The organism is Anaerosacchariphilus hominis (assembly GCF_014290175.1).
GTDB classification, from domain to species: domain Bacteria; phylum Bacillota; class Clostridia; order Lachnospirales; family Lachnospiraceae; genus Laedolimicola; species Laedolimicola hominis.
Genome location: NZ_JACOOR010000011.1, coordinates 33,420 through 57,494, shown reverse-complemented (window position 1 = coordinate 57,494; position 24,075 = coordinate 33,420). Strand labels below are relative to the sequence as shown.

Annotated in this window: 21 protein-coding genes and 2 tRNA genes; 9 read left to right on the top strand and 14 right to left on the bottom strand. The window is 50.0% G+C overall.

Annotation, left to right across the window (positions count from 1 at the left end):
* On the bottom strand, nt 1-320 hold a 320-nt coding region (tnpA, locus tag H8S44_RS15380), incomplete at its 3' end, for an IS200/IS605 family transposase (protein WP_186871546.1).
* Between the two features lie 102 nt (nt 321-422).
* On the opposite strand from tnpA, the gene H8S44_RS15375 reads away from it, so the two are divergent.
* Nucleotides 423-890, top strand: coding sequence for a hypothetical protein (locus tag H8S44_RS15375; protein ID WP_186871545.1), 468 nt, complete (start codon nt 423-425; stop codon nt 888-890).
* Between the two features lie 361 nt (nt 891-1,251).
* Here H8S44_RS15375 and H8S44_RS15370 read toward each other — a convergent pair.
* Nucleotides 1,252-1,324: transfer RNA gene (locus H8S44_RS15370), tRNA-Lys, on the bottom strand.
* Nucleotides 1,325-1,563: 239 nt separating this feature from the next.
* Here H8S44_RS15370 and trmB point away from each other — a divergent pair.
* Nucleotides 1,564-2,202: a tRNA (guanosine(46)-N7)-methyltransferase TrmB gene (trmB, locus tag H8S44_RS15365; RefSeq protein WP_186871544.1), complete on the top strand. Its 639-nt coding sequence runs from the start codon at nt 1,564-1,566 to the stop codon at nt 2,200-2,202.
* Between the two features lie 566 nt (nt 2,203-2,768).
* Here trmB and H8S44_RS15360 read toward each other — a convergent pair.
* A complete protein-coding gene (locus H8S44_RS15360; RefSeq protein WP_186871543.1) occupies nt 2,769-3,860 on the bottom strand; it encodes a C40 family peptidase in 1,092 nt (363 codons plus the stop codon).
* Nucleotides 3,861-4,096: 236 nt separating this feature from the next.
* Here H8S44_RS15360 and H8S44_RS15355 point away from each other — a divergent pair, with 236 nt between their 5' ends.
* The 5 genes from H8S44_RS15355 (at nt 4,097) to H8S44_RS15335 (ending at nt 7,818) form a co-directional block, all read left to right on the top strand.
* On the top strand, nt 4,097-4,489 hold the full coding sequence (locus tag H8S44_RS15355; protein ID WP_186871542.1) for a Fur family transcriptional regulator: 393 nt from the start codon (nt 4,097-4,099) through the stop codon (nt 4,487-4,489).
* Nucleotides 4,490-4,705: 216 nt separating this feature from the next.
* Nucleotides 4,706-5,248: an NADH peroxidase gene (locus H8S44_RS15350; protein ID WP_186871541.1), complete on the top strand. Its 543-nt coding sequence runs from the start codon at nt 4,706-4,708 to the stop codon at nt 5,246-5,248.
* 625 nt (nt 5,249-5,873) lie between these two features.
* On the top strand, nt 5,874-6,560 hold the full coding sequence (locus H8S44_RS15345; RefSeq protein WP_186871540.1) for a transaldolase family protein: 687 nt from the start codon (nt 5,874-5,876) through the stop codon (nt 6,558-6,560).
* Between the two features lie 197 nt (nt 6,561-6,757).
* Nucleotides 6,758-7,426, top strand: a complete 669-nt coding sequence (gene trhA / locus H8S44_RS15340) for a PAQR family membrane homeostasis protein TrhA (RefSeq protein ID WP_186871539.1) — start codon at nt 6,758-6,760, stop codon at nt 7,424-7,426.
* 122 nt (nt 7,427-7,548) lie between these two features.
* Entirely contained in the window at nt 7,549-7,818 is a 270-nt protein-coding gene (locus H8S44_RS15335) for a GIY-YIG nuclease family protein (protein ID WP_186871538.1), read from the top strand.
* Here H8S44_RS15335 and H8S44_RS15330 read toward each other — a convergent pair.
* From H8S44_RS15330 to ileS, 5 genes are all read right to left on the bottom strand, one after another.
* Complete coding sequence (locus tag H8S44_RS15330; RefSeq protein WP_186871537.1) at nt 7,799-8,623, bottom strand: M23 family metallopeptidase; 825 nt, start codon at nt 8,621-8,623, stop codon at nt 7,799-7,801. The two genes, H8S44_RS15335 and H8S44_RS15330, sit on opposite strands and share 20 nt — an antisense overlap.
* Nucleotides 8,624-8,644: 21 nt before the next feature.
* Entirely contained in the window at nt 8,645-9,547 is a 903-nt protein-coding gene (locus H8S44_RS15325; RefSeq protein WP_186871536.1) for a SpoIID/LytB domain-containing protein, read from the bottom strand.
* Nucleotides 9,548-9,681: 134 nt separating this feature from the next.
* On the bottom strand, nt 9,682-10,455 hold the full coding sequence (gene udp, locus H8S44_RS15320) for a uridine phosphorylase (protein ID WP_186871535.1): 774 nt from the start codon (nt 10,453-10,455) through the stop codon (nt 9,682-9,684).
* A 267-nt stretch (nt 10,456-10,722) separates the two neighbouring features.
* Nucleotides 10,723-13,224 carry a glycogen/starch/alpha-glucan phosphorylase gene (locus H8S44_RS15315; RefSeq protein WP_186871534.1) on the bottom strand — a complete coding sequence of 834 codons (2,502 nt, stop codon included), beginning with the start codon at nt 13,222-13,224 and terminating at the stop codon, nt 10,723-10,725.
* Between the two features lie 47 nt (nt 13,225-13,271).
* Nucleotides 13,272-16,427, bottom strand: coding sequence for an isoleucine--tRNA ligase (gene ileS / locus H8S44_RS15310; protein ID WP_186871533.1), 3,156 nt, complete (start codon nt 16,425-16,427; stop codon nt 13,272-13,274).
* A gap of 554 nt (nt 16,428-16,981) precedes the next feature.
* Between ileS and H8S44_RS15305 the strand changes: the two genes are divergently transcribed.
* Nucleotides 16,982-18,610, top strand: a complete 1,629-nt coding sequence (locus H8S44_RS15305) for a D-alanyl-D-alanine carboxypeptidase family protein (RefSeq protein WP_186871532.1) — start codon at nt 16,982-16,984, stop codon at nt 18,608-18,610.
* Between the two features lie 177 nt (nt 18,611-18,787).
* Here the strand turns inward: H8S44_RS15305 and H8S44_RS15300 are convergent, their stop codons facing one another.
* Nucleotides 18,788-19,456 carry a YkgJ family cysteine cluster protein gene (locus H8S44_RS15300; RefSeq protein ID WP_186871531.1) on the bottom strand — a complete coding sequence of 223 codons (669 nt, stop codon included), beginning with the start codon at nt 19,454-19,456 and terminating at the stop codon, nt 18,788-18,790.
* Between the two features lie 568 nt (nt 19,457-20,024).
* Here H8S44_RS15300 and H8S44_RS15295 point away from each other — a divergent pair.
* Nucleotides 20,025-20,101 (top strand) — tRNA-Arg (locus H8S44_RS15295).
* Nucleotides 20,102-20,297: 196 nt separating this feature from the next.
* Here H8S44_RS15295 and H8S44_RS15290 read toward each other — a convergent pair.
* The 5 genes from H8S44_RS15290 to H8S44_RS15270 form a co-directional block, all read right to left on the bottom strand.
* The gene (locus tag H8S44_RS15290) at nt 20,298-21,689 is read right to left on the bottom strand and encodes a site-specific integrase (RefSeq protein WP_166462229.1); all 1,392 of its coding nucleotides are present in this window, start codon (nt 21,687-21,689) and stop codon (nt 20,298-20,300) included.
* Between the two features lie 24 nt (nt 21,690-21,713).
* On the bottom strand, nt 21,714-21,920 hold the full coding sequence (locus tag H8S44_RS15285) for a helix-turn-helix domain-containing protein (protein ID WP_105310303.1): 207 nt from the start codon (nt 21,918-21,920) through the stop codon (nt 21,714-21,716).
* 491 nt (nt 21,921-22,411) lie between these two features.
* A complete protein-coding gene (locus tag H8S44_RS15280; protein WP_118213098.1) occupies nt 22,412-22,654 on the bottom strand; it encodes a helix-turn-helix domain-containing protein in 243 nt (80 codons plus the stop codon).
* Nucleotides 22,639-23,073, bottom strand: coding sequence for an RNA polymerase sigma factor (locus H8S44_RS15275; RefSeq protein WP_105310305.1), 435 nt, complete (start codon nt 23,071-23,073; stop codon nt 22,639-22,641). Before H8S44_RS15275 ends, H8S44_RS15280 begins: the two co-directional genes overlap by 16 nt.
* Nucleotides 23,074-23,565: 492 nt before the next feature.
* Nucleotides 23,566-24,018 (bottom strand): helix-turn-helix domain-containing protein, encoded by a 453-nt coding sequence (locus H8S44_RS15270; protein WP_105310306.1) that lies wholly within the window; start codon nt 24,016-24,018, stop codon nt 23,566-23,568.
* Nucleotides 24,019-24,075 lie beyond the last annotated feature (57 nt).

Below are 24,075 nucleotides of genomic sequence, written 5' to 3'. Positions count from 1 at the left end.
TGCTTTAATTCCGGATGTACAAGAAACATTTGTCTTGCCAGATTTCCTTTCATGATTTTTATCATATCAGAAATAAAAAACTGTGGTTTACAATCCACCAGCAAATGGATATGATCCGGTATAACCTCCATGGCCAGAATCTGAAAGCGGTATTCCTCTGCCAGCTTTTGCAGCATTTCCCTGCATTCTGTATCAAGGCCATCTGTCAACACCTTTTTCCGGTATTTCGTACACCAGACGAGATGATATTGCAAAAAGTACACATAACCTCGACCATATGAAAGAGTGTTTTCTCTGATAGTGAATATATCTTTTCCCATGTTTATATCTTACCATATGTAGCACAGAAAGTAAACATCAGTTCTGCTTTTTGGTCAAAAATTTGCACGCCTAACTCATCACTGAAGTAACGAGAATGCGGCGTGCAGTTATTCAATCATTGGGCCTATGACGCGGCTCAAATACTGGTGCCTGAGAATCGTGCATGGTTTATTTCAGCACTTAGCCGTTTGGCGCTGCTTTCCAGTTATACATTTCGTAAGACGGACACAATTACCAGGATTACTTTGGATTATCACAGGATAACGAAAATTCAGCCGGAGCCAAAAACAGAAAGCATAACACGAGAAATCGTCACGTGGGATTGCACGGAACATCTGATTATTGATAGAGAATCAGAATCTCTTGAGTATATCCAAAATATCGGAACTGGCTACAAGATTTCCCGCAAATATGAGATTGAGGGTGGAGTTGAAAATCTGTTGGAAAACTTTAACACAGAAGATTTCTTCTCTCATATTGAAGGCAATCCGGTTGATGTAATTGAGACTCCTAACGAAATGAAGGCTTATAAAATTACCATCCATTACAATAAAACGTCGCCGGTCTGAATACATTTTCTGCAGTGTTGTATTCCATGAGGGATATAAGAGTTACTATTACCTGACAGACGATGACACTATTGAGATTGGTGATTTAGTACTTGTTCCGGCAGGAAAAGATAACCATGAAACGGTTGTGGAAGTAGTGCGCATCGAATATTTCAGTAAAGAAACTGTTCCGCTACCTATTGAAAAAACAAAGAGGATCATCCGCAAATGTACAGATGATGATTTATGGCAATGATTTGCAAGAACGTTTTGTCCTATAAGTCCAAATCTATCTATGGAAAAGGGGCGTAGCGCCGCCCTTTTTCTGACAACAAAAAAAGCACCGACCCCGCAGTTGTTCTGCAAAACCGATACTTTAGAGTGCGCGATCAGGGGTTCGAACCCTGGACACCCTGATTAAGAGTCAGGTGCTCTGCCAGCTGAGCTAATCGCGCTTATTTTGTTTGTTCGTTTTGGGCTGTCCCTCAACGCAAGATTTATTATATACGATGCTCCAGGAAAATGCAAGCACTTTTTTTCATTTTTCTTGATTTTTTTTTCGAACTTGTATACAATGTAGAAAAAGCCGCGTATTTACAGGGTTTTTCCAGGATCCGGAGAAACAGATTTTTTGTCTTTTTCTGCGATTTCGGGTTCCGGAACAGATAAATTTCCGAAAAGGAGGAATTATTTTTTGAGACTGAAGCATATCAAAGGAGCAGAAGAAGCCATCGCCGCCAGCAGCCTGGTGATCCATGACGCCAAAGAGCGAAAGGGGAAATGGCAGGAGCTGTTTGGAAATGATCATCCTATTTATATAGAGATCGGCATGGGAAAAGGGCAGTTCCTGATGGAACTGGCAAAGCAGAATCCCCAGATCAACTATCTGGGCATGGAGCGGTACAGCAGCGTGCTGCTGCGGGCTCTGCAGAAGATGGAGGAGGAGCCCCTTCCGAACCTGTACTTCCTCTGCGAGGACGCCGCCGAGCTGCCGGAGATGTTCGGCAAAGGGGAACTGGACCGGATCTACCTGAATTTTTCCGATCCCTGGCCCAAGGCACGTCACGCCAGACGCCGCCTGACCTCCACTGAATTCCTGGGCCGCTACAATCAGGTGCTGGCTCCCGAAGGACAGGTGGAGTTCAAGACCGATAATGAGGCCCTCTTCGACTTCTCCCTGGAAAGCGTGGAGGAGGCCGGATGGAAGCTCAGGGGCTGTTCCCGGGATCTGCACCACGATCCCTCCATGAATGCCGGAAACATTATGACCGAATACGAAGAGAAGTTCTCTTCCAAGGGCAATCCCATCTACAAACTCATCGCCGTCCGCTAAAGGTTCTCCTGTCTGTGGATTTATTTATCTGCGTACCCGGATTCGGGTACGCAGATTTTTTCTTTTTCCCGGTATTATTTTCGGTATTTTCTGATAATAGATCTTATAATTCGACAGTAAAAAAGTCAAGGATCTTTTGTCGCTTTTCCCGTTTTTCTTCTGTTTTATTCAATCTGTACAGAACACTCGTTTTTTTAAACACTATGTAAACCAGTGTTTTGCACACCTAAAAATGTGGATAATGTGGATAACTTGGTTGATAACTCGTTTTTTAGGCATTTTCCGTCGAATCATATGTGGATATCTTTTTCACTTTTCCACAGGCATTTGTTTACTTTTTCCCAGCAATCTGGAAACTTTGTGCAAAATGCAGCCCAGTCTTTTCTGTGCCGCATTTCCCCTTTTCTTTCTGTCTGATAATTATTCTGTATTGTGCGAATACTCCCATTTTCCCCGCTCCGGCTTTTTCCGGTTCCCTACGCCATTCCATTCTCGCATCGAGACGCACGCACAAAAAAGGAGCAGGATACTCGCTCCTGCTCCGCTGCGTTTCTGTTCTATTCTGATTAGAAGATTCGTCTTACACAGATGACGTTCTTATAATTTGCGGGAGATGTGTACTTAATTCCCGTAGCCGGTGTGCTGGCATGTACGACGGTGTTATTTCCGCAGTAGATAGCCACATGTCCACTGTAGCAGATGATGTCGCCCGGCTGTGCCTCGGAAAGGCTTACCGCATATCCTGCGCTTCTCATGGCGCTGGAGGAATGGGGCAGGCCCACACCAAAGTGGGAATATACACCCATGACGAATCCAGAACAGTCCGTTCCGTTGGTCAGGCTGGTTCCGCCGTATACATACGGATTACCCACAAACTGGCTTGCGTAGCTGACTACTGCATTGCCGCTGCTGCTTCCGGATCCGGTTCCCACAGTGCTTCCTGCGGAACTCTCGGACTTGGCCGCCGCTGCCTTTGCCTTCTTCTTTCCTTCTTCTTTGGCTGCTGCCTCCTTCGCCAGACGTGCTGCCTCTTCTTCCTTGGACTCAGCCTGTACGAAATCTGTTCTCAAATCTACATAATCGGTGGATACCCAGCCATCGCCTTCCTCGATGGATACCTGGACGAATCCGTCCTTCTCATCGGTAACGGTCAGCTCCTCGCCCTCTCCGATGAGTCCCAGAACACTGGCGTCTGTGGTTGCCTCGGTTCTCACTCGAAGAGTCTGGGTGGTAACGGTGGCAACTCTCTGGCCTACTTCCTCTGCCAGAGTCTCCGCCTCGTCTCCGGTCACCACATATTCAGCTTTCACGTATCCGGTTACGCTTCCGGAGGTAATCTTGTACCATCCGTCCACCTCATCCTCTACGACACCGGCTGACTTGTCATACAGCTTGCCGAGGATCTCACTGTCCTCGCTGGCTTCACTTCTTACATTCACGTAGTCGTTTACCTGCGCGATACAGATTCCGTCAAACTCGGACGGCGTCATATCCTCCAGAACCTTCTCATCGGCCTCCGGATCTACCGCCTGTGCTTCTGTCATAACGGAAGCGATTCCCTCCTCTGCTCCCAGTGACAGGCTGCTTGCCTCTACGCGAATACCGCTGAAGCTGAAGCAAAGCGCCCCTGCGAGACATATCGTTGCAAACTTGTGCATGTTATCGTTCCTCCAGTTTATCTCGGTAACAGTCTTTCCTGCTATCTTTCCTTCAAATGTTACGAATTTGTTAAAACTTATGACTGAATTATAACAGGGTCATTCTTATTTGTCAACCTTATCGAGATATTCTTCTAATGTATAGCGTTTTATAAAAATTTCCATTGACAATGAATGATTTTTTGCTACAATATAAGAAACAGTAACCGTTATCATTATTGAATAAGGAGGGTCTTATGCCAGCATTAAAATATAGCCGTCAGAGAGAATCCATTAAGCGTTTTCTGCTGTCCCGGTATGACCACCCCACGGCAGATACCGTTTATCTGCATGTAAAAGAGGAATTTCCGAATATCAGTCTGGGAACCGTCTACCGCAATCTTGCGCTGCTGACCGATCTGGGCGAGATCATCAAAATCACCACGGACGGAGCAGATCGCTTCGACGCCCATGTGGAGCCCCATTCTCATTTTATATGCAGAAAGTGTCACGCCCTTTTTGATATCCACATGGACGATGAGTCCTTCATCGACGAAAAGGCCAGACAGGTGTTTCCGGGCGTCATCGAGGGACACAGCACCCAGTACTACGGGCTCTGCGCCGAATGCGCCGGAAAGTATATTTCTTAAGCGTTTCTTCTATAATAATAGAGTGCACTAACAGAACGTCCGGTTCATACTTTCCCGCTTACCCTGCAAGGAATCTTTAATTGAAAAATTTTTCATTTAAGCCTTGACGAAAACAGGAAAGCATGCTATATTAATATCAGTAACAGGAATTGTTACTGATTTAGAAAAAGAACTAACAATTATAAATAATATTTCAAAGAAAAGGAGAACAAGATTATGAAAACATGGGTATGTACAGTATGTGGTTACGTTTGGGAAGGCGAGACAGCACCGGAGAAATGTCCCCAGTGTGGAGTTCCTGCATCCAAGTTCAAAGAGCAGGCTGAGGGCCTGACCTGGGCAGCTGAACATGAGGTAGGCGTAGCACAGGGCGTAAGCGAGGATATCCTGAACGACCTTCGCGCAAACTTCAACGGAGAATGCTCCGAGGTAGGTATGTATCTGGCTATGGCTCGTGTGGCTCACAGAGAGGGTTATCCGGAAATCGGTCTCTACTGGGAGAAGGCAGCTTACGAAGAGGCTGAGCACGCTGCAAAATTTGCAGAGCTTCTGGGCGAGGTCGTTACCCCCAGCACTAAGAAGAATCTGGAGCTGAGAGTTGCAGCTGAGCACGGCGCAACCGAGGGCAAATTCGACCTGGCAAAGCGCGCAAAGGCTGCAAACCTGGACGCTATTCATGACACCGTACACGAGATGGCCCGCGACGAGGCTCGTCATGGCAAAGCATTCGAGGGTCTGTTAAAGAGATACTTTGGTTAAGCTATAAGGCATGCAAAAGCATAAGGAAATGGTTCAGAGGGAGCTTGCTCACTCTGGGCCATTTTTTATGCTTTTATAGGGCGCCAGCCCGTCAGCGAGATGCAGCCGCACAGCGGCGGAATCGAGCGGGCATGCCTTATAGCCCACTACCTTCCGGGCATGCAAAGCATAAGGAAATGGTTCAGAGGGAGCTTGCTCACTCTGGGCCATTTTTTTATGCTTTTATAGGGCGCCAGCCCGTCAGCGAGATGCAGCCGCACAGCGGCGGAATCGAGCGGGCATGCCTTATAGCCCACTACCTTCCGGGCATGCAAAGCATAAGGAAATGGTTCAGAGGGAGCTTGCTCACTCTGGGCCATTTTTTTATGCTTTTATAGGGCGCCAGCCCGTCAGCGAGATGCAGCCGCACAGCGGCGGAATCGAGCTGGCATGCCTTATAGCCTTCACTACCCTACTGCATTTTCCCCAATTCTGTGCTACAATCATCCTATACCCCATTTTCAGAAAGGAGGTCTCTCCCCATGATCATCCCCACCGCCGCGGAGCTGTCCATCACCGAGCTGGCCGACCGCATCTGGTCCCGCCAGGGAAAAGTAATCGTAAAATGGAAGGAGCTTGAATAAGTATGGAATTCTATGTAGATATCGCAGATCTGGACGCTGTCAAAAAGGTAGCCGCCTACTACCCCATCAGCGGCTTCACCACCAATCCGAAGATTCTCACCAAGGCAAAGCGCCCGGTTACGGAGCTCATGTCCGAATACCGGGACTATGTGGAAGAGAAGAACCTGAAAATCTTTTTCCAGGTGACCGGAGAAACCGCCGAAGAAATGTTTCAGCAGGCCAGCGCCCTGCACGACTATTTCGGCAACCATTTTATCGTGAAAATCCCGGCTGTCAAAGAGGGCTATCAGGCTGTGCGCCTCTGCAAGGAAGCCGGTATCCCTGTTCTGGTAACCGTGGTTCACTCCATGATGCAGGCCCTGGTGGCCGCCCAGGCAGGAGCCGACTATGTGGCCCCCTATGTGAGCCACATTGACAATATCGGTGCTGACGGCATCCGCTGTATCGAGCACATGCTGCAGGCCTTTCGCCAGGCGGGACTGAACTGCAAGGTACTGGGAGCCAGCTTCCGCACGGTGGATCAGCTGGAGCGTCTGGCCGTCATCGGCTGTCAGGCTGTGACCATCACCCCGGAGATGTTCGATATGCTCATCGCCCATCCCTCCACCACGGAATCCATGGCTGACTTCCGAAGCGCCTGGAAGAAGACCTTCGGTGATCAGCAGATCAGTGATCTGCTTCCCCGCTGACTTTCCGGACAACTTCATACCCCGACATCCCAGGCTGGAATTCAGATGATAAAAATTCTGAATTCCGGCCTTTGAAATCCCCCTTGACTTTTGTTCTTTTTTGTTTATAATATGAATATAGTTATACATAGTATTTAATACTACATATAGAATTATTATAAACCACGTTATTTCATAGAACGAAAGGGGTTATTTTTATGACATTTGAAATCAAAGATCCGGGAAGTGCGATCACTCATTTTATCGGAATGCTGATGGCAGCCTTTGCAGCTACGCCGCTCCTGATCCGGGCCGCCAGCAATCCGGACAAAATCCATCTGATTTCCCTGAGCATCTTTATTGTGAGCATGATTCTCCTGTACGGGGCCAGCGCCACCTACCACACCCTGAACCTTTCCGAGCGTACCAACCGGATTCTGCGCAAGATTGACCACTGCATGATCTTCGTCCTCATCGCCGGTTCCTATACGCCCGTGTGCATGATCGTCCTGGGCGGCAAGGTGGGCTATACCCTCTGTGCCATCGTCTGGAGTATCGCCATCGCAGGCATTATCCTGAAGCTCTTCTGGATCACCTGCCCCAAGTGGTTCTCCTCCGTGCTCTATATCACCATGGGCTGGGTCTGCGTGCTGGCCTTCACCCAGATTCTGAACGCCCTGTCTCCCGCGGCCTTTGGCTGGCTGCTGGCAGGCGGCATCATTTACACTGTGGGCGGTATTATTTACGCCCTGAAGCTTCCTCTCTTCAACGCCCGGCATAAGTACTTCGGCTCCCATGAGATCTTCCATCTATTCGTCATGGGCGGAAGCATCTGCCACTTTATCATGATGTATGTGTTTGTGGCCCGGATGCCCATCGGTCTGTAAAGCAGAACTGTTTCTTTACTCTTCAGGCTCTTTCCTTTATAATGGAACTGGTTCCGACGACCGTTCCCTGTAAAGGAGGGAGCCTTTTTCTGTCCTTATTCCCGGAACCTCTGGAGTGCCTTATGAACTATACCTATATTCTCCGGTGCGGCGACAGTTCGCTCTACACCGGTTGGACCAACGATCTGGAAAAGCGCCTGGCCGACCACAATGCCGGCCGCGGCGCCAAATACACCCGTGCTCATTTGCCTGTGACCCTGGCCTACTACGAGACCTTTGACACAAAGGAAGAGGCCATGAAGCGGGAATGCGCCATCAAAAAATTAAGCCGCTCCCAGAAGGAACGGCTTATCAACTCCGATCAGAATCCGGTTACGGAAGCAGCGTCTTAGGATCTACGCTGGTTCCGTCTTTCTTTACTTCAAAATACAGGCTGCAGCCCTCTTTGCTATAATACCGGCTGGGCTCCGCCAGATATCCCAGCAGCTCTCCTGCCTTCACATAGCTTCCCTCCTGCACGGCCGCGTCCTGAAGCTGGCCGTAAATCAGCTCATAGCCATTGCCGATATCCATGGTCATCGTCAGGCCTGTCTCCTCCAGTGTCTCCAGTCCGGTCACCTTTCCGTCCGCCGCACTCAGCACGCTCTGGCCGGCATTTCCCTGAATCACCAGGGCCGGATTACATTTGTACTGGTCCAGTGTGGGAAAATAAATGGTCTTGTCCATACTGTAATCCAGGAGAATGGTGCCTGCCACCGGCCAGAGAAGGCTGCCCTGCTCCCCGGAAAAGGAAAGAGTAGGCTCCGTCTGTGCCAGAGCTTCCCCCGCCGTCTCCTGCAAGAGCACAGTCTCATCCTCTGTCACCGGCAGATCTGCTGTCTCGCTCTCATACTCACTTTCCAGCTCCGGCCCGTCCTTGGTCTTTCCGGCCTTATCCGCCTGATCCCTGGACGCTGCAGCCGCAGCCGCCTGCCGTTCCTCTGCCTGCCTGCGCTCCCGGGCCAGTTGTTCTTCCCGGGCCTTCACAGCCTGCTCCGCTTCGGACACCTGCTGCTCCAGCTGTTTCTGCTGTTCCTCGGTCCTTCCCACCGTATACATGCCAATCATGGTCACTACTGCCAGAAAACACAGTCCCAGCGCCACGGTGGTGCTTCTGCTCACCCCGAAGCCGCTCTTCTTCTTTCTTTTTACTGCCATACGCTTCACCTCTGTCTGTTTTTACACACCGACAGCCTCCGCTGCGGTATTGCTCTTGCTATCTCTAGCATAGCCACTTTCCGAGAAGCTTATACACACGGCATTTTTATAAAAATAAGACAGGATTTCCGAATACTTCCATCCCTCATTGGCAAAACGATTGGCCTGATACATGCTGAGGCCAAGTCCGTGTCCGCATCCTTTCGTAACAATACGGACCTTTTCGTCAGTACGTTCCAGAGAAAAACAGCTGGATTCCAGCCCATACCGGGCCCGGAATTCTTCCCCGCCCAGAGAGATGCCGTCCGCAGCTACCCCTGTCACATACCCGGCCCTGTCCCGCTCCAGAATCTCCGTGTCGGCAGGCAGTTCTCCCGGCTCCCATTCCCGGATATGCAGATACTCCGGGGCTTCCACATCCTCCGGGCAGTCCGCGGACTCCAGCCACTGATAGGCTGCTCCCAGCACCGAGCCGTCCCGGGTCTTTCCCGCGCTGACTGCATGGTAGGGAAGCTCCAGCAGCTTTTCCCCGGCGATCATCACCTGACTGTCGGTAGCTTCCGCTGCCTTTTCGCATTTTTCCCGATAACGTTCCCAGTTTTCGTAGCCCCAGAGCTTTTCCTCCTGAATGGGCGTGTAATAGGAAAAGCCCAAGATTTCCAGATCCGTTTCCCGGATCTGTCCGGCAGCCTCCTCCCGGCTTTCGGTTCCGTAATACTCCATGGCCGCGCAGAGCAGATTGGTGCGGACGATCACCGCCTGGGCTTTCAGGGCCTCCAGCTCGTAGGTCACCGGCATTTCCGTGGGAAGGACTTCCGCCACGCACCGTTCCAGCTCCGTGATCTCTTCCTGTTTCTCGGTGCCGGTCATACTTCCGGTCCGGAACACGGCGGCCACATAGGGGAGCAAAAGTAAAATAATCAAAAGGGCCATCCCTGTTTTTATTTTTTCTCTCATTCTATAGCGTATGTATCAAAAAAAAGAAACAGACCGAAAGCCTGCTTCTCTTTTTCTCCCACTTTTACTCCGCCGTTCCGGCACAATCCAGAATACTCATTTCATGTTTCATCTCTTTCCTCTCGAATTAATTTCCGAATGGCTTCGATGCTGACCTGAATGGCCGCAGTCATATCGTGAGTTTCTATATCTTCCATTCCGTTCTTCGCCCGCTCCTGATTCCAGAGCACGTTCAACACACAGCCTGCCCGCATGCCCAGAATCTGGGACACGATGAATACGGCCGAGCTTTCCATCTCGGAAGCCAGAGCTCCGGCCTTCAACCAGGCATCCCATTTATTCAGAAGCTCGTAGCCCGCCGGCATCCGCTCCGGGCTGTGCTGTCCGTAGAAGGAATCCTTGCACTGGACCACGCCCGCATGATACGGATGTCCCAGTTCCTTCGCGCTGTTTACCAGCGCATTGGTCACATCCAGGTTCGCCACTGCCGGAAACTCGATGGGCACGTATTCCTTGGAGGTTCCCTCCATGCGGATGGCCCCGGTGGCTACCACCAGATCGCCGCCCTTTACCGGCAGGGCCATGCCGCCGCAGGTGCCGATACGCAGTACCGTATGCACGCCCACCTGATGCAGTTCCTCCACGCCGATGGCTGCGGACGGGCCTCCCATTCCAGTTGACATAACGAGAACCGGCTCGCCCTCGAGCTCACCCACCCAGGTGGTGTATTCCCGGTTCTGGGACACAAACCGCGGATGTTCCAGATGGGAGGCGATTTTTTCCACCCGTCCCGGATCGCCCGGCAAGATGGCGTAGCGCGCCCCGGCTTCATTGATAAATCCGATATGGTAAGGTTTCTGATGTTCATAATACATAAGCCTGACCCCCTTTTTCTTAACCATACACGATTTCACTCCATTTTGCAACAGACCGATCGCAAAATAGAATCCTGCTCTGCAGGATTCTCCGCCTGCGGCGGGTCGCCTTAGCGACATCATTCCATTCCGCCGCAGTGCGATCCCCCGGAGGGGCTTTTTGCTCTATAGGAATCATAGCTTTCGCACTTTAACGTAACACGGTATTTCCTATAGAGCAAAAAAGGACAGGCGTCCGAAAACGTCTGTCCTTTCGTAATTTACATTTTATTTTGCAGCCTTCTTGCCGCTGACTTCTGTATCCTCTTTCGGAAGAGTCACCGTCATCTTGTCCAGATGCCAGATATCGTCCACGTACTCCTGAATGGTTCTGTCAGAAGAGAACTTGCCGCTGCATGCGGTGTTCCAGAGAGCCTTCTTCGCCCACTGCTTCTCGTCCCGGTATACAGACTCGATCTTGGCATGGGTTTCTGCGTAGGAGCGGAAATCCTTCAGGATGAAGTAGGTGTCTGCACGGTCGCTGTTATTGGTGTTCAACAGGGAATCGTACAGATCGCGGAACATTTCCGGATCCTGAGGTGCGTAGTATCCGTTGATGAGCTGCATCAGCACGTGACGGATATCCTGATCGCTGTTGAAGATATCCATGGGGTTGTAGCCGCCATGCTGCTCATAATTGATAACCTCGTCTGCGCTCAGGCCGAAGATAAAGGCATTTTCCTCGCCCATCTCTTCTACCATCTCCACATTTGCGCCGTCCATGGTTCCGATGGTCAGGGCTCCGTTCAGCATGAACTTCATGTTACCAGTACCGGACGCCTCCTTGCTGGCGGTGGAAATCTGCTCGGATACATCTGCCGCCGCGAAGATCAGCTCCGCGTTGGAGACACGGTAATCCTCGATAAATACCACCTTCAGCTTGCCGTTAATGGACGCGTCGTTGTTGATCACGTCTGCCACGGAGTTGATGAGCTTAATGGTCAGCTTCGCGCGGCGGTAGCCTGCAGCTGCCTTAGCGCCAAAGATAAAGGTTCTCGGATAGAATTCCATATCCGGATGCTCTTTGATCTTGTTGTACAGATACATCACATGCAGAATATTCAGAAGCTGACGCTTGTACTCATGCAGTCTCTTAACCTGTACGTCAAAGATGGAGCGGGGATCTACGGTAATACCGTTGTGCTCCTGAATGTATTTTGCCAGACGCACCTTGTTCTGATACTTGATGTTCATGAACTCCTGCTGCGCCTTCTCATCGTCTGCGTAGATCTTCAGCTTGCTGATCTGGGACAGATCGGTGATCCACTCGTCGCCGATGTGATCGGTCACCCACTGAGCCAGCAGCGGATTGCCGTGAAGAAGAAAACGACGCTGGGTGATACCGTTGGTCTTGTTGTTGAACTTCTCCGGCATCATCTGATAAAAATCTCTCAGCTCCTGCTTTTTCAGGATCTCGGTATGCAGTCTCGCCACGCCGTTTACGGAGTGTCCTGCTGCGATGGCAAGATGAGCCATCTTTACCTGTCCGTCATAGATGATAGCCATCTTACGGATCTTCTCCTGATCGCCCGGATATTTGTTCTGGATTTCCATCACGAAACGGCGGTTGATCTCCTCGATAATCTGGTATACACGGGGAAGCAGACGGGAAAACAGCTCGATGGGCCATTTCTCCAGAGCCTCTGCCATGATGGTATGGTTGGTGTACGCACAGGTCTTGGTGGTTACCTCCCATGCTTCATCCCACTCCAGGCCTTCCTCATCAATCAGGATACGCATCAGCTCTGCCACTGCCACGGTGGGATGGGTATCGTTCAGCTGGAATGCCGCCTTCTCGTAGAACTTGCGGATATCCTCATGATTTCTCTTATAACGGGCAATGGCCTCCTGTACGCTGGCGGAGATAAAGAAATACTGCTGCTTCAGACGCAGCTCCTTGCCTGCCATATGGTTATCGTTGGGGTACAGAACCTCTACCAGCAGCTTCGCCAGGTTCTCTTCCTCCACAGCCTGCTGATAATCGCCCTTGTCAAAGGCATCCAGACGGAAGGTGTTCATAGCCTCCGCATCCCAGATACGGAGGGTGTTTACTACGTTGTTGCCATAGCCTACCACCGGAAGGTCGCAGGGAATCGCCCGTACGGCCTGGTATCCCTTCTGAATGAAATGGCTCTTGCCGTTCTGATCCACCTCTACGTCCACATAACCGCCGAACTTGACGATCTTCGCGTACTCGGGACGACGAAGCTCAAAGGGATTGCCATCGGAAAGCCAGTCATCCGGAATCTCTTTCTGATAGCCGTTCTCAATTTTCTGCTTAAACATACCGTAGCGGTAACGAATACCGCAACCGTATGCCGCATAGCCCAGGGTTGCCAGAGAATCCAGGAAGCAGGCTGCCAGTCTTCCCAGACCGCCATTTCCCAGAGCTGCGTCCGGCTCCTGATCCTCAATCACGTTCAGATCACAGCCAAGCTCCTCCAGGGCTTCCTTTACTTCATCATAATAGGTCAGGTTAATCAGATTATTACCAAGCGCACGGCCCATCAGAAATTCCATGGACATGTAATACACGATCTTCGGATCCTGCTTTTTCATCTGCTCCTGGGTCGCGATCCATGCGTCGATGATCGCATCCTTGGTAGCCAGTGCTACCGCATGAAAAATCTGATGCTGCGTTGCCTCTTCGATTGATGTCCGGTACAGAGTTTTCACGTTGTAAACTACGCTTCTTTTGAAGAGATCCTTGTCAAAGGGTCTTTTACTCATAATAATGTCCTCCTCGTTTACCGTATCGGTGCGCGTAAGCGCGCGTTTTACGCGCGCTCTACGCCCATGGTAACCTTCTCACCGTTGATACTCCAATCCTTCACGTAGCCATTGGCCTCGTCGAACTTCACATCCACAGCCAGAACCTCGGACTTGATCTGCTCCTGATTTGCCTTAATGAGCTCTTCGATCTTCTCATTGCCCTTGCAGGAAATCACAATCTTGTCGGTTACCTGGAAATCTGCCTCTTTACGCATGGTCTGTACCTTACTGATGATCTCGCGAACAAAGCCCTCCTCGATCAGTTCCGGTGTGAGCTTGGTGTCCAGCACTACGGTGATGGTATTGTCACCGTCAGATACAAAGCCTTCGGTCTGCGCCATGTCAATCAGCAGATCCTCTTCAGATAATACCACACTTGTACCGTTTACGTCAAATGTGAGGCTTCCCTTCTCCTTCAGCTCGTCCATGGCGGTATTGCCGTCCACCTCAGACAGGTGCTGGCGGATGCCGTTCAGGAACTTGCCGTACTTGGGTCCTACGGTCTTCAGCTGCGGTTTGAAGCTGTAGGTGGTAAATGCGCGGACGTCGTCGGTAAAGTCTACCTTTTTCACATTCAGCTCGTCCTCGATGATCTCGCAGTAGTACTCAGCCAGCTTGTAGGGAGCCTTTACATACATCTGGGCAATGGGCTGACGGTTCTTGATGTTCGCGGTGTTACGGCACGCACGGCCCATCACAACGATCTTCAGAACCTCGTCCATATCGCGCTCCAGCTCTTCGTTGATCCATGCCTTGTTTACAGTCGGGAAGTCGCACAGATGGATGCTCTCGGGAGCGTCCTTGTCGATGCTTCTTACCAGATTCTGGTAAATTTCTTCTGTCATGAAGGGTACCATGGGCGCTGCTGCCTTGGAAATGGTTACCAGGGAGGTATACAGGGTCATATAAGCATTGATCTTATCCTGCTCCATGCCCTTTGCCCAGAAACGCTCACGGCTGCGGCGTACATACCAGTTGGACATATCGTCCACGAACTCCTGAAGGGCTCTTGCTGCCTCCGGGATCCGGTAGTTATTCAGGTTATCATCTACCTCGCCCACTACGGTGTTCAGCTTGGACAGAAGCCATTTATCCATGACGCTCAGGGAATCGTAATTCAGCTCGTACTTGGTTGCGTCAAATTCGTCAATGTTCGCGTACAGCACGAAGAACGCATAGGTGTTCCAAAGGGTACCCATGAATTTACGCTGTCCTTCCTGTACGGCCTTTCCGTGGAAACGGTTGGGCAGCCAGGGCGCGCTGTTGATGTAGAAATACCAGCGGATAGCGTCTGCGCCGTATTTATCCAGCGCGTCAAAGGGATCTACCGCATTTCCCTTGGACTTACTCATCTTCTGGCCGTTCTCATCCTGTACATGGCCCAGAACGATGACGTTCTCGTAAGGAGCCTTGTTGAACAGAAGAGTGGACTCTGCCAGCAGGGAGTAGAACCAGCCTCGGGTCTGATCTACGGCCTCGGAGATAAACTGTGCCGGGAACTGCTGATGGAACAGCTCCTGATTTTCAAACGGGTAATGATGCTGCGCGAAGGGCATCGCTCCGGAGTCGAACCAGCAGTCCAGTACCTCCGGTACGCGGCGCATGGTCTTGCCACAGCAGGGGCATTTCATGGTGATCTGGTCAATGTACGGACGGTGGAACTCCACGGTCTTCGCGTTCTCGTCGCCACTCATCTCATAGAGCTCCTCGCGGCTTCCGATGGACTCCTGGTGTCCGCAGCCTTCACACTCCCAGATGTTCAGCGGAGTTCCCCAGTAACGGTTACGGCTTACGCCCCAGTCCTGAATGTTCTCCAGCCAGTCGCCGAAACGTCCCTTACCGATGCTCTCCGGGATCCAGTTGATGGTATTGTTATTGCGGATCAGGTCATCCTTTACCGCGGTCATTTTGATGAACCAGGACTCACGCGCGTAGTAGATAAGCGGTGTGTCGCAGCGCCAGCAGAACGGATAATCATGCTCGAACTTGGGCGCGTCGAAAAGCTTGCCCTCTGCGTCCAGATCCTTCAGGACTTCGGGATCAGCCTTCTTTACAAACATACCTGCATACGGCGTCTCGGCGGTCATGTTACCCTTGCCGTCCACGAACTGTACGAAGGGCAGGTCGTAGTTGCGGCCCACACGTCCGTCGTCCTCACCGAAAGCCGGCGCGATATGAACGATACCGGTACCATCGGACATGCTTACATAATTATCTACGGTTACATAGAAGCCCTTCTTATGCTGCTTTGCTGCTGCCTCTCCGGCACATGCGAATAGGGGCTCGTACTCCTTGTACTCCAGATCTTTTCCGACATATTTTTCCAGAACCACGTAAGCGGGCTTTCCTTCCTCTGCGAGACCACCCAGCACCTTGTCTGCCAGTGCCTCCGCCAGGTAGTAGGTGTAGCCGTCTGCTGCCTTGACCTTTACGTAGGTGTCGCTGGGGTTCATACACAAACCCACGTTGGATGGCAGGGTCCAGGGGGTGGTAGTCCATGCCAGGAAGTACGCGTCCTCATCCTTTACCTTGAAGCGGACGATGGCGGAGCGCTCCTTCACCTGCTTGTAGCCCTGGGCTACCTCATGGCTGGAAAGGGGGGTACCACAGCGCGGGCAGTAGGGAACGATCTTGAAGCCCTTGTACAGCAGGCCCTTCTTCCAGATCTCCTTCAGCGCCCACCACTCGGACTCGATGTAGTTGTCATCGTATGTGACAAACGGATGCTCCATGTCAGCCCAGAAACCTACGGTGCCGGAGAAATCCTCCCACATGCCCTTGTATTTCCAGACGCTCTCTTTACATTTGCGGATGAACGGGTCCAGACCGTACTGCTCGATCTGCTCCTTACCGTCCAGGCCCAGCATCTTCTCGACCTCCAGCTCTACCGGAAGTCCGTGGGTATCCCATCCGGCCTTTCTCGGTACCATGTAGCCCTTCATGGTGCGGTATCTGGGGATCATATCCTTGATAACACGAGTCAGCACATGGCCGATGTGGGGCTTACCGTTGGCGGTGGGCGGTCCGTCGTAGAAGGTGTAGGTCTCGCCTTCCTTGCGGGTGTCCATGCTCTTCTCGAAAATGTGATTCTCATCCCAGAACTTTTCAATCTCTTTCTCACGGCCGACGAAATTCAGGTCGGTTGATACTTTGTTGTACATGATTTTTCCTCCTTTTGAAATATCTGAAATTCTGCTTCACAGAATTCCAGATTCGCGGGCGGCGTCAGATCGGAATACAAGTATTCCGGCCTGACTTATGCCTTCCGCGAAAAAAAAGGCTTTCGTCCTGTAACAGGACAAAAGCCGATCGCTTCTGTGAAACCACCTAATTACAACATGCTATCACATGTGTCTCCCGTAACGGAGGAGCGCCGCCGGTACCTAAAAATCCTGCTTCTCTATACACGATTCTTCAGCCCGGAGCTCGGAAGTGATTTTCAAAAAGTCCTACTCGCACCGGGCTTCCACCCTCCCCGGTTCGCTGTGCCTTTTGGCGCTTTTCTACTCTCTTCGTCAATGCGTTTTCTTTATGTTTCGTTGCTATTAGCCAGTATACCCCGTTTTTGCGGGCTTTGTCAACCTTGGCGGCCTGATTTTTCCCACTTTTTTCTTAAGGAACGTTAAACTTTTCGTTGAAGCCCTTGCGTCCTTGCCGGAAATAGCCTATACTTAGAATCAAAATGTTACAATTTTATTGCAGGAGTGCTTTTAATATGAAATTTTCACATAGATTTCGGTTTTTCACGGGTCTTCTGACCCTTTCCCTGGTGGGATCCCTCTGTTTCAGTCCCATCTCCGCAGACGCTAAAAAGACCACAAGAAAGACGGCTGCCCAGATCGCCGCGGAGAAAGCTGCCGCTGAACAAATCGAAGCAGAGCGTCAGGCTGCTTATAATAAGGATATTGATTCCAATGCCATCGACGGCTGGCCCCAGGGCCCGCAGATCTACGCGGAATCCGCCATTGTCATGGAAGCATCCAGCGGAGCCATCCTTTATAATAAGGATATGGATATGAAGAATTATCCTGCCAGTATCACAAAGATCCTGACGGCTCTGATCACCCTGGAGAACTGCTCTCTGGACGAGGTGGTTACCTATTCTTATAATGCGACCCACTCCATCGACGCGGGGAGCAGCAGCATCTACACCACCGAGGACGAGCAGCTCACTGTGGAGCAGTCCCTCTACGCCCTGATGCTGGAATCCGCCAACGAGTGCGCCAACGGCCTGGCGGAGCATGTGGCCGGTTCCATCAACTCCTTCGCGGAAATGATGAATCAGAAGGCGGAGGAGCTGGGCTGCACCAATACCCATTTTTCCAATGCCAATGGTCTTCACGACGACAACCATTATACAAGTGCCCACGATATGGCCCTGATTACCAGGGCCGCCATCCAGAATCCAGATTTTCTCCGGATCTCCGGTACGGCCAAATACCAGATGCCGCCCACCAATAAGCGTGATGAGATCACCTACATGACCAATCATCATTACATGATCGCGCCCTACCGAGGCGTCACCACCTACCTGGATGATACGGTCATCGCAGGCAAGACCGGCAATACCAGCGTGGCCAAGGGTACACTGGTTACCGTGGCCCAGCGAGGCGGCATGACCCTTATCGTGGTCACTATGCGGACCCAGTCCACCGGAGAAAAGGGCGTTCCGCTGTTCACCGACACGGCCCTGCTTCTGGACTATGCTTCCGAAAACTTCACCCGCTACAATGTCTCTGAAAATGAAACGAACTTTTCCGTAGCGGGTTCCGGAACCTCCTACATCGGAAGTGCCATCTTCGGCCAGTCCAAGCCGCTGATTCAGATCAATTCCGATGACGCGGTTGTGCTTCCCAATGATGCATCCTTCTCGGACGCATCACCGGAGCTGTCTTTCCAGGACGAGGATACGGATTCGGATGTGATCGCCACCCTCTCCTACACCTATCATGGAGAGCCCGTGGGAACTGCCTCCATCGAGCTCACCAAGGACAACCTGCAGGACTTTGCCTTTGACAAAGAAACCGGAGCTGAGGACTCCTCGGAGGATACTTCCGACAGCGCCTCTGCAGAAACCGACGCTTCTTCCGGGACGGAGCCCATTCAGCAGAAGCATTTCATCAAGATCAATGTACGCCTGATCCTGATTGTGGCGGGAATCGCCCTGTTGCTCTTCCTGCTGTACCGGCTCATCCGGCATCTGATGAATACCTTCCAGTTCTCCGTGAACCTTCCGGTTCCGGGACTCAGAAGAAGACGCAGCAGCCGCAGACGCCGGTTCTCCTGGCCCTTCCGAAAAAAGCGCCCGGATACCAGGTATCGCCGGACGCCAAAGAAACGGTAAGTTCTCTTGATTTTCATAAGGGCCTAAGTAAGAAAGAATGTGCCGTTGGCACATTCTCGCGCCGAGGCGCGGTTGCCTTGGCAACCATCTACCACTGCGCCGAGTGCGCATCCCCCCGGAGGGTTTTTTGCTCTATAGGAAGCATGACTTTCGCGCTTTAATGTGACACACCATTTCCTATAGAGCAAGAAACAGGCTCCGGGCCTCGCCCAGCCGCTCCTCAAACTGCTCATAAAAGTCCCTGTCTTTTTCCCAGGGCTTCTGATAAAAGCTTTTCAGAATATACAGGTCCACCTGCTTCTGATAATTCTCACCGTCCGCTGCTTCCAGCCGGGCGGTGATTTCTTTCAGAAAATAATGCCAGTCTATAATAAACTTCTCGTTGCGCTTCAAATCCGGCGTGTCGATCCATTTCTGCACTTTCACCTTCAGCTTCGGCTCTTTGGGACATTCATGCACCTGCAGAAAATACTGAAAACTGTGGTTCTCATAGAACCGTCCCAGCGGAAAGATCCGGCAGAAACCCGGCCGCAGCCCATGGATGCTGCAGCGTCCCTCTTCGTTCAGGAAGCCGCAGCGCTCCTGCTCTCCCGAAGTCTTCATATTCGGCAAAATCACGCCCTCCACCAGATTCAGCTCCAGCTTGTCCTGCAAAAGCGCCTCAAAGCTCACTCCCAGCCCCCTGGTCAGCCGCCACACATCATAGGGATCCAAGATAATCGTACTTCCCATGCTCTCACAGCACTGAGAGCACCCCGCGCAGCCACCACAGTCCGCCTTCACCATATCCCTAGGCCCGTACAGTCTCCCGTCAGACACCTCATTCATATCTATCTCGCGTTCCATGTTATTTCTCCTTGTCTGTTTTCTTATTTTATGGTACACTCTTTAAGTGAAGTCAGTCAAGACTGACTCTTAAGTTTCTGTAAGTCAGCTGGATAGAGCACACGCCTCCTAAGAAGTAACCATAGTTAAAGCCGTGGAACTTAAAAAGGTGGTAACAAAGAGTCCGATTTGAACAATGGCATATAGAAATGTCGAAATAAGAAATCAGATGATTCATCACGAAAGTGATTGAGTTCATAAAGTTGGTCGCCGTGACCGAAAAGGCTGAAAAAGCCCGAAAATACGGCATTTGTTCCCATAGTTAAATGGATATAACAAGCGCCTCCTAAGCGGCAGATTGTTCGATTCCTTCGAGCCTTGAAAATTGCATAAAACTTATAAATGTCTCAGTAGCTCAGCTGGATAGAGCACACGCCTCCTAAGCGGCAGATTGTTCGATTCCTTCGAGCCTTGAAAATTGCATAAAACTTATAAATGTCTCAGTAGCTCAGCTGGATAGAGCACACGCCTCCTAAGCGGTAGATGGTTCGAGTCTAAATCTTGCATAAAACTTAATATTTTGATAAATGTCCATGTAGCTCAGCTGGATAGAGCACACGCCTCCTAAGCGTGGGGTCGGAGGTTCAAATCCTCTCATGGACGCCAGCGAACAACGCTGCAAGCCTTTATTCATAAGGGTTTGCAGCTTTTTTTGTTCAGCCGCAGCCTTTTGTTAAAACCATCTACCAGGGTTGGAGGGTTACTTTTTTGTTTATGCGTTACAATGAATTTTTTGCTAATTGGAAACGAACTAAAATGGAGAGCTTGCTAAGAAAAATGGACTTCTTGCTAATTTGAGATTTTAGCCAGCCTTTTGAGCGGTAAGCAATGCTGCCAGGGTGCTTGCAAGCTCCGGGGATTTTTGGAGCTGTTCCACCAATGCCGCCAGGTCTAAGGTTTGTGCTTGAGGCTGTTCCGGCTCCTGGGGAGGCTTTACATTCCGCAGATCAGGATTAGCATAAAAGGCACTCTCAAACTTCTGGGCATTGATCTTACGGTCCTCGTCGAGGATGTGGGCGTACACTTTTGTAATCATATCAATTTCAGCGTGGCCCGTGTCCCCCTGGGTGGCTTTCAGATCGCCGTGGTTGAGTTTCAGCTTATAAGTAGTGCTGGAATGTCTGAGAGAGTGGAACACCACATTAGGCAATCCGGCTTTTTCTTTCAGCAGAGAAAATTCTTTCTCAATAATCCGGTTCTCACATGGCCTGCCATTAGGCAGGGCAACCACTAAATCATAATCTTGGTATTCCTCACCGAGGAAGCTCTTTAGCTCATCCTGTGCTTTTTTCCATTCACGGAGGATATAAGCAACGGTTTTCGGCAGCCAGACTTTTCTCTCACTTGATTTTGTTTTCGGTTTTTTCAAGATCAGCCGTGTGCTGGTGTTAGGCATAAGCGGAGTGAAGATATGGAAAATATCTTTTTCTCCTATCATTTCAATCGCCTGTTTGGAAGCCCTTATCAGCTCTGCCTCAATGTAAACATAGGCATTATCCGCCGCTATGTTTTCATCCTCAATGTGGACATTCTTCCAGGTCAGACCAAGAATTTCTCCCATCCGCAAAGAACACGCAAATGCAAGGTTCATAGCAACATACAATTTGCTGTCAGTACACTGGTCCAGAGCGATACGGATGGTATCGGCGTCCCAGATGTCACGTTTCTTGTACTCTGTTTTCGGTAATACGGTATTCTCAAAGGGATTTTTTGCAATCAGCTCCCAGCGGACAGCCTGCTTAAAGGCACAGCGGAGAAGTTTGATGATCTTCTCAATGTTCTGATTGGAAATAAACTCTGTTTTCGGTTTTCGGTTCCTCTTACAAACAGGAGGGGTCTTTTGGAGAGTCTGAATGTATTTATCTACCACACGGGGAGTAATTGCCTGAACCTCCATATCACCGATAATCGGATTGATGTAGTTGGCGATCAGGGCGGTTTGACTGTCATACATGGACACGCCCCATTGTTTTGCCCCATAGGTGGAAACAAAATCATACAGAAAATCAGATACTTTCTGATTGTTGGGAGGAAGAAAAGTACCGGTGTTGATCTGGTTCTCAACCTCCGCTTTCCGTTTTAGAGCCTCTTTATGGGTATGCCAGGTTTCCCACTTTTGTTTCGTTTCTCCATTTTCGTCTATGTAGTTGTAAACAACAGAATATGCTTTTTTTCGTTTGATGATGGATGCCATGATCGATCTTCCTTTCTTTGTCCGTTAGAACGCCTGAGCGTCTAACCATTCGTCAAATGATTTTTTGGAAATTCGTATGGCATTACCAACTCGAACGGTTTTGAAATGTCCCTCTTTCACAAGGTTATATGCAGAAGTACGGCCGATATTTAACATCACGGCTATATCTTCAACCTTGTAAGTTCTCTGTTCGGGGACATTGCCAGGTGTACGATTTTCGGCCTGGTTCATAATGTCCTCCTTTCAGCAGCCGATCAATCATACAAAACATAACTTCTATCATCATTATGCCGCGCTTTATATGAATTGTCAGCTGCTAATAAAAAGTTTTCGATTTATCCATATTAAAAAGGACAAAACAGACGGCCATTAGCATGGCTCCACGGGAATTTCACCCCCGCATGGTTCTCATCCGGCCCTACCCATTGCTTGCGACGCTATCAACGCTCGAACTGATGGCTGTAAGGGAGTATCATTGTCCTCTTTGGGTATCATGGCCCACAGCCTGCCAAAGCTGTTTTGTGGCATGGTATTGATCGCTCGCTTAAAAAGGTCATGGCGCACCTGCCAGATGGCTCCACCGAAAGAGAATGTATCTGCCTGTCCTATGCTGTCACGGAGTTATCGTCCGGACTTTCTTTGTCAAGGTGCATTTATGGCTCCGATCCGGTTCAAATACCAGGCGAGGAAAGAGAGGACAAAACACGCCTGTAATATGTACCTTAGACCGGCAGAACCTTGAAACCTGTTACAATGCTATACAGCAGTTTAGCCTCCAGGCGAAGCCTCATATCTTCGTCCACATAGAGGTGTTCGTTGCCATATTCATCTTTCATAGGTCTCATGGCGAGGAAACGAATATAGCCCTTGTAATGATTGAGTACAGCATTTAAGGCTCTCTCGTCACCCTCTGAGGCTGCCAGGATCACTGGCAGCGGTATGGGCTCTCTTATGTTTCGGGCCATTCAAATCCCTCCTTTTCCAAATACTCACGCAGTTCTTTGAGGATACCGCTGCGCCGTTTACTGATAGCCTGACGAACCACATTAAGCTGTTCGCTTATTTCACGGTCCGTCATTCCCAGGAAGTAGGACAGCAGGATTACATCCCGCTTGTCCTCCGGCAACTGTGACAGAGCCTCTGCCAGCAGATCACCGACCACAAACACTTTCTGCCCAAGCACTTCAAAGACATATTCGTCCTGAAAATACTTGTCATAGGAGGCGGCCTGTGCCAGCTCGTCCGGCGATAGTTCATCCAGAGATTTCTCGCGGTCACGCTGCCTTGCGTATTCATTCAGAATACGGTTGGCCTCGTTCTTCAAAACCCTGGTACAAAAACCGCCAAACTGATTTTGAACACGCTGCTCATAGGAGTTTTTCATTTTCTCACCTCCCTTCGCAGCCGCAAAGGCGGGTGATAGTTCTCCTCCCTTTCGCAGGGGTAATCATGGAAACCGCAATTTGGCAACCAAGATCGGAGAAAAATTTTATAAAAGGCCCTGCTATTTTGCGAAGTCCCGAATAAACAGAAAAAAGCGCCTGACTGCAAGACGCAGACAGACGCAAAGGAATTAACAGCAGTATTTAGATGATTTAAAAGTTCATATTCAGGGGTAGAAACATCCCCGGTGGTAGTCGGGCTTTTTTTGATAAGTCAAAGAATGTAAGAATTTGTTGATATGGTTTATAGCTCATGGCGGCTTCCTCCTATAGCCGCCGCTTTTACCAGTGGTACCGCGTCATTTCTTGAGAAGATAAAAAGAAACAGCGGCTTTGATTTTGTCAAAACCGCCGTTTGGCTTTTTCTTTATTGCATTAAAATTTTGCTGCCCACACAACGGTTTTTTTATTAACCGCAAGCAGCTTTTTTCATTTTAATCATGTCGTTTTAATGTAATAATAGCATGGCATATTAAACCGAATACAAGGGCAAAGCAAAAACCTCCAAATAGTGACGCTCCCCAGCCTGTACCGGACATTGTCATCAGACCACCCACAAAGAAAATACCAATGCCGATAAAGATACCAACTGCGTAAAATAATCCGATTGCTATATCATACTTATTAAACGGTCGTTTTGTTTTTTCCATATTTGTTTCCATTTTTATGATTACCTCCTTCGCAAGATCATCCATGTGGACTCCAAAAAGAAAGCAGATTTTTTTCAACGTATTTATATCGGGTTCATTGACATCCCTCTCCCAATTCGATAGCGCCTGCCGGGTAACATTTAATTCCCCGGCTAATTCCTCTTGTGTCATTCCCGATTGTGTCCGCAGATGACGTATTTGCTTTCCTGTTGTAATATCTGTCTGTTCCTTGTTCAAAATAGTTCCTCCTCTCTGCTACTGATTCTATCAATGATATTCCGCAATAGCCAGCAA